Source organism: Autumnicola edwardsiae, from assembly GCF_031846505.1.
Lineage (GTDB): Bacteria > Bacteroidota > Bacteroidia > Flavobacteriales > Flavobacteriaceae > Autumnicola > Autumnicola edwardsiae.
The window spans coordinates 1-7153 of the sequence record NZ_JAVRHP010000124.1; the positions used below are offsets into that span (position 1 = coordinate 1).

Here is a 7153-nt window from a genome sequence, read left to right on the forward strand (position 1 = left end):
GGATGCATCATACCAAGAGTTGATAATATCTACCGACAATTGATTGTTGTACTCAGATTCATCAAGTTGTGTGGCACCAAAATCCCACACATCTGGAAGACCAGGTTCGTCTTGTGAAAAGCCCTGTGAAATCCCCAGCAAGAGAAAAAGAGCTAATAATTGTAGTTGTTTCATCATTCCATAAAGATTTAGTTTAATTAAATATGTTCTATCCTAGCATTCTATTTTTTTACTGCCTTTATTATTCGAGTAAATAACAAAAGGGTATACATCTTTACAATGCATACCCTTTTTATTATTTAAAGTTTAAACATCATATTATCTCCAGCGAGGATCGCCTATCTGATTGTCAATAAGTGTTTGATTTGTAACTGTAAAGTCTCCAGTAGGTGGGTCAACAAATCCCGGATCCAGATTAAAATAACTAGTGTCATCAAAAATATACTGCGCCGTATCATAGAATCCAGGTGCATTAAAGTAATTATTATTACTAAAAGACGGAGATTCATCTATTCCTTCTCTATCTGCATAACCTTCAGATTCCGTATTTACGATCAGTGTATTCCTCACTGTCACATCATTTGACACAAAACGTATATATAGCAGCCTACTGCTTTCATTATTCGAAACGGAGTAAAGTGTATTACTATCAATAAGTACGTTCGAAGTCAAGCCTGTATCATTAGAGGTTCCACTCGCATCCATTCTTATAAAGTCCCTGTCTGGAGCAACATTATAAAAGGTATTGTTTAAAAGGTTTATATTAAGTACATCTGAATTTCTAAAATCTATAAAGTCCCCTCCTGAAGTAAAGATGTCGTACACAATACTATTTTCAACGGTAAGTGTTTGTAAAATGGCATCAGTTTCATTACCGGCAATAAAGGAACGTCCATAATCATGGATGTTACAGCCGCTTATCAACAGAGAATTGAAATTTCCTGGACCAGTATACCTTACAAAATCTGAAAGATCTGATGATCCTTCACCAAGACCCTGCAGGTCCAGATCGATCAATTCCACATCTTCAGCCCCTGCAACAATTTCAAAATTCAATTGAAGAAGTGGCTTATCAAAGCTTCTCAAACCTCTAATGGTTAAAGATTTATCCAGCGTTATCGTTCCGGTTTGATCGGTATAATCCCCCGGTTCCAACACAAAAATATCGCCTGCAACTGCATCTGCAATCATTTGTAACAGGTCGTCCTCCGGAGTTACTAATTTACCATCACCAATATCGATTCCTGTGGTAAATTCCTTAACGCCTCTTATTTGCGAACCATTAAGTAAAGTGGCGGTATAATCTGTTTCTGAGCTAAGACCGGTCACAGTAGCGATCCCGGCGGCTCTATCTTCAGCGGTAATAGTATAGGTAATATCTCCCGGGCTTAGGTTAATTTCAGTAACCTCACTGCCAGGCACCCATCTCAGGATTGCCTCACCAGACTTGATATCGCCATCTTCGCCTTCGATAAAGATCTGCTCGGTTAAAGTTCGGGCTGTTGTGGTCGCCCAGGAGGAGTCATCAATTCCCCTCTCACTAATAGCTTTAACTCTTATAGAATATAAAGTTTCACTTTCAAGAGGTACCAGAACTGGTAACTCATCAGGATTCACCTCAACCGTTCTTACAATATTGTTGAATTGTAATGAATCATTTGCGAATTCAACAATATAGCTATTCGCATTGTCGTTGACCGTCCAGTTCAGTTCTACATTAACCTGGTTTCTTACAAAGGCTGTTAGATTTACCGGAGCGAATTCTCTGTCTACAGGAAGCTCTTCGACAAGTTCTTCATCATAGTCACAACTCGTAACAGTAGCCACGAGTAGAATAGCTATCAGTAAACTTTTAAAGATGTATTTTAGTTTCATAACTTATTAATTAATTCTGTTTTTTAGATTCTAGTAACCGTAGTCGTTTACTAATTGGCCATTACTGGCATCAATAAATACCTGCCAGATCGGCCAGAATTGTCTGTTATCTGGATCTACTCCCGGTTTATAAATAGTATTAATTATTTCATCCAGTGGCTGATCCCAGGTAAAAGCTGAATACTCAGGGCCAGGATTTGAGGTTTCACCTCTTTCCAAACCATATATATCTAAAGTATACCCATCTTCTTCATATTTAAAATAAAGCGTGGTAGGCACATTAGCGTAGTCCCCTGTTCTATTGTTTAAATCTGACAACTCCTGTTTCTCTTCATCTAATTTCTCGCTAAGTAGATTCCACCGAATAAGATCCATTTTTCTGTCCATTTCTCCTGTAAACTCATATTTATATTCTTCTACAATTGCATTGAACATTTGCTCTTTGGAAGAGAGCGCATTTACATAAGCATCAACTTTTTCACTATGCTGATCGGACGGAAATGCTCTTTGGCGGATTTCTTTAAGGTAAGGTGCTGCAGCTCCAGGCCCTTCTAATTCGTTAGCCGCCTCTGCAGCAGTTAAAAGAATTTCAGCATATCTCATATAAATCAAGTTAACTCCGTCATCATTTGTTGAAGTTACATAACGATTCATCCATTCATATCTATATTTCCCAAAATACCATGTATCAATACCAACCAGCTCTTGCTGGGCAACTCCATCTATTGCAGCTCCCCATTCATAAGGAACAGCGGTTACATCTCTTCGCGTATCCTCCTCATCAAAATCGTAATAAACAGTAGGCGTAGGTCCGGCGGTCCCACCTCTAGGCTGGCCAGTAAATTGGTCTGCACTTCGGTGACGAACGGCAAAAGAAAATAAAACACGTCCACGACCATCTGCGAATGGGATCTCCCATAAAGATTCTCCACCGGCATTTATATTTTCCTCATTGTACCTTCTCCAGAAACCTTCAAAAGACGGTTCAAGAGAAGTGGTTCCACTATTAATAACAGATCGGCACTCCTCCAATGCTAACTGATACATCTGCTGAACAGAAAGATCAGGATCATTACTTCTTCTTACACCATCAGGATACTGCTGAAATCCACTAGCTACCATTGCCAAGCGCGCTCTAAAGCCTTTAACAAAGGCTTTATTAATACGCTCAACAGTTGTGGTTGCAGGACTTGCATTAGGCCAAGCTACCAATGTAGATGCCTCTCCTAAGTCTGAAATAAGTCTTTTGTAGATTGTATCACGGCTGGTTTTAGGTAAATACAGCGTCTCGGAAGTAATAGGTTCAAAGCGAGCAGGCACATCTCCCCATGCTTTCATAAGATCTGCATAGTAGATTGCTCTATAAGTGAGTGCTGCCCCTAAAAGTTGACCAAATTCTGTTCCTGGTTCAGGATTACCATAAGTTCTTAATCCTCTAATAACTATATTTGCTCGTTCTATACCCTGATACATTAAAGCCCAGGCGTTATTATCAGTATTCATTCGAGAATTACTTGGCTTAGCATCATAGTATACCAAATCTGCATCTGAACCTTCGTCTCCAGCACTGTAATTATATTCAACATCTGTATTAAACCCATAATAAGGAATAAAACGTCCTCTATAAGAATTTGTTTGTCCTATAGGTTCCAGTATTCCATCTACTGCTCCTCTCGCTAAACCTACCGTTGAAAAAATAGTCGATTCATCAAGACTTGATTTGGCAGGAGCATCTAAAAAATCTTCATCTACAAAGTCCTCCTCGCATGATACTACCAGGCATATTAAAAGAAATGCCAAACAGATTTTTATTAAATTTTTCATTTTCATCTAAATTTTAAAAATTAAGGTTTAAACCAAATACTATTTGTCTGTTTCTAGGAAACGGAGAATAATCAACTCCTGGAGTAAGAGGAGTATTTCTTCTGGTAGACACCTCAGGATCAAGGCCTGAATAATCGGTTAAAACAAATACATTATTTGCTGTTGCATAAAATCTTAGTGTAGTGATATTATATTTAGAAACAAGCGAATTAGGCAAGGTATATCCTAAAGTAAGGGTATTTAAGCGGAGAAAGGAACCATCTTCAACAGCCCAATCACTAAACACATAGCTACGCATATATGGAGACCACATTGTGGTGTTTTCATTTGCAGCTGCCAACGCATCAGGATCAGTTATAAGCTCACCCGTTTCAGGATTAAGATTAGTCCATCTCCTTCCATCTTCCATTACAGAACTCAAATTACGATACTGGCTATTTTCGTTAGCTGTGGTAAACTGAACCTTATTAGCATTATAAACATCATTCCCAATACTGTAATTAAAGGCTGCAGAAAAATCAAATCCATATGCATACGAATTAATCACAAATCCACCCGTAACATCTGGGTTAGCATCCCCAATAATAGAGTTATCATCAATATTTACTACTCCATCCCCATTAATATCTTTTAATTTTAATGAACCAGGCATTACTTCACCTACTACATCACTATTATCTACCACATCAGGTCTTAGTGTATATGTATTTGTTGAAGAATCATAGTCAAAATCAGATACTTCATATCGTCCATCATTTTGATAGCCGTACATTGCTCCTACCGGTTGACCTTCCCATACAGCATAATCACTACCAATCTGAGATGATGCCCAACCTGAATACTCTTGATAATCTTCTAAAGACCCTAGTGAATTAATCTTATTCTTATTCGCCGATGCATTGAGGGAAAAACTTATTCCATAGTCTTCCTTGGTAATCGCGTTAATATTTAATGAGCCCTCAACTCCCGTATTTTGTATCTCACCAAGGTTTCTGTACTGAAACTCATATCCTGAACCTGGTGTACGAAAAGCAAGCAGTAGATCGGTAGTAGTATTTTTATAAGCTTCTACAGTACCACTTAATACTCCATTAAACATTTCAAAATCAATACCAGCATTTTGGGTTACAGTAGTTTCCCACTTAAGGTCTGGATTAGCCAAAACTCTTGAGGCTGACCAATACGTTGGAATCTCATTTAAATAAGTGGTGGTATTAGACTGAAAGGTTTGCACGGTTTGTCCTGCTGGAATATTATTATTACCAGCTTCACCGTAACTGAATCTTACCTTAAGTGCATCAAGCCAATCTACGTCCTTTAGAAAATTTTCTTCTTTTATTTTCCATGCTACTGCAGCCGAGGGAAAATACCCCCAGCGATTATCCCCCAGAAATTTACTAGATCCATCTGCACGGTAGGTCGCTGTAACTAAATACTTATTCATGAAGTCATAATTCACTCTACCAAAGAATGATAATAGCTTATCATCTGGACGATAAAAATTATCGACAGTTTGAGGAGTACCCTGAGTCGTTAATCTTCTGGTAGTCTCAAAATCGAAATCTCTTGGAAAGCCTTGAATTTCTGCAACTTCAACATTATCCTGAGTGATAATCATCTCTTGACCTAAAAGCAGTTTTAGATTATGATCTTCGCTAAGAAAATTGTCAAAATCGTAATTAATAGTGTTAGCATTCCTAAAACTTTCTCGCTTGCGATCGCTATACACAAGTGATGGCAGCCCCTGATTATTTGCAGATGGTCTGTTATTTGAATAATAGGTAGATCGACCATAATATCTATAATCCTGCTCGATTCTATAATCCAAACCAAAATCTGATTGAAATCTTAAATTATTAATTATATCCCAGCCAAAGCTTCCTAACATATTATAATTCCTTCTAAGCTGCTGTCTTTGGTTATCATCTGTAGCCACAAATGGATTTATCAAATAACTTGCTACAGCCCCTTCCGTATCTGCCCTAGTTGTAGTAAGACCGGAGACTGGAATTGGGGAGTATTGAACACTATATTTCAATCTTGAATCAGCAGAAGAAATTTCATTTTGTTCATTGGCACCTCCTCCATTAATTTCAGTTTCAGAAAATCTAATAGTGAAGGATAAATCTACCTTCTCACCCGCCTGACTCTTTAGAGCCAAAGACAGGTTATCTCTTTTGAAATCTGAGCCAACCATGATAGTATTCACATCATAATGTGCATAATTAAAATTAAAATTTGCCTTTTCAGAACCACCTCTTATTGCCATATCATGGCTCTGAACTTCTCCCATATTACCATAAATTTGTTTTTGCCAGTTATTGCCTTCCTGACCGGCATATAGATCGTAATCCTGCCATAATCCAAAATATCTTTCATAAGAATCTAAATTTTCAGGATCATCCAATAATGCATACTCATATTGCCATTTTACAAAATCTTCCGGTGAAAGGACATCAATGGTATTTGCTATTTTCTGAAAGCCATAAAAGGAATTCACATTCACACTTATCTTACCATCCACCCCATCCTTGGTTGTAATGATAATAACTCCATTCGCTCCTCTTGAACCGTAAATTGCTGTAGAGGAAGCATCTTTTAATACAGAAATGCTTGCAATATCAGTAGGACTTATATCACTCATACTGCCCACAGGAAAACCATCTACAATTATTAGAGGTGAGCCATCCTGAGTCAGAGAACCATTACCCCGTATCCTAATATTTACTTCGGCATCTGGTGAACCTTCAGTAGAAAGCACCTGTACACCAGCAAGCCTTCCTGTTAAGGCTTCAGCTACACTTGCCCTACCCTGCTCAGCCAATTCGCTTCCAGAAATAGCCACTACAGACCCCGTTAAGTCAGATTTCCTAGTAGTCCCGTATCCAACAACAACCACTTCATCCAATGCATTTGAATCTACAAGAAGCTCGATATCGATGGTGTTTCTACCATCCACATTGGTTTCCAATGTTTGAAATCCAACATAACTAAATACTAACACAGCATCTTCACCGGACGCCTGAATGGAATACTCACCATCGAAATTAGTTACCGCCCCGTTAGAAGTACCTTTCTCTAATATAGTTACTCCGGCTAGCGGCATTTTCGAATCGGCAGCAATCACAGTACCGTTGATTTCGGTATTTTGAGCAAAGATCATATTTGTAGCAAGAAGCATGCATACAATAAGCGGGGTATGCAGCTTATACTTAATCCTGATTTTCAGAAAACCCAAAAAAACCGAAAACGTTTTAGTAAAAACTTGTTCCATAAAATTCGTTAGTTAAATTAATTAGTTAGTGCTTTTCACCATTTTTATAACACTAATGATTTTATAACACTAATGATTCTTCGTATTTAGAATGTTAAAATGACAATATTTAAAATCCCCCACAACTCACTGATCTCATGCTGAAACTAAACTATCTTAATATTTCAACAATGTAATCGA

Annotated in this window: 3 protein-coding genes; all 3 read right to left on the reverse strand. The window is 37.9% G+C overall.

Annotated features, from left to right (window positions below):
* Positions 1-318 precede the first annotated feature (318 nt).
* The 3 genes from RM529_RS15300 to RM529_RS15310 are packed head-to-tail and all read right to left on the reverse strand — an operon-like array spanning position 319 to position 6973.
* On the reverse strand, positions 319-1875 hold the full coding sequence (locus RM529_RS15300; RefSeq protein WP_311485624.1) for a DUF4957 domain-containing protein: 1557 nt from the start codon (positions 1873-1875) through the stop codon (positions 319-321).
* A 30-nt stretch (positions 1876-1905) separates the two neighbouring features.
* The gene (locus RM529_RS15305) at positions 1906-3699 is read right to left on the reverse strand and encodes a RagB/SusD family nutrient uptake outer membrane protein (RefSeq protein WP_311485625.1); all 1794 of its coding nucleotides are present in this window, start codon (positions 3697-3699) and stop codon (positions 1906-1908) included.
* Between the two features lie 13 nt (positions 3700-3712).
* Positions 3713-6973: a SusC/RagA family TonB-linked outer membrane protein gene (locus tag RM529_RS15310; protein WP_311485626.1), complete on the reverse strand. Its 3261-nt coding sequence runs from the start codon at positions 6971-6973 to the stop codon at positions 3713-3715.
* Positions 6974-7153 lie beyond the last annotated feature (180 nt).

Bases quoted from the DNA above. Each gene is read 5' to 3' on its own strand.
- RM529_RS15300 (WP_311485624.1), bottom strand. From the start codon at position 1,875: ATGAAACTAAAATACATCTTTAAAAGTTTACTGATAGCTATTCTACTC.
- RM529_RS15305 (WP_311485625.1), bottom strand. From the start codon at position 3,699: ATGAAAAATTTAATAAAAATCTGTTTGGCATTTCTTTTAATATGCCTG.
- RM529_RS15310 (WP_311485626.1), bottom strand. From the start codon at position 6,973: ATGGAACAAGTTTTTACTAAAACGTTTTCGGTTTTTTTGGGTTTTCTG.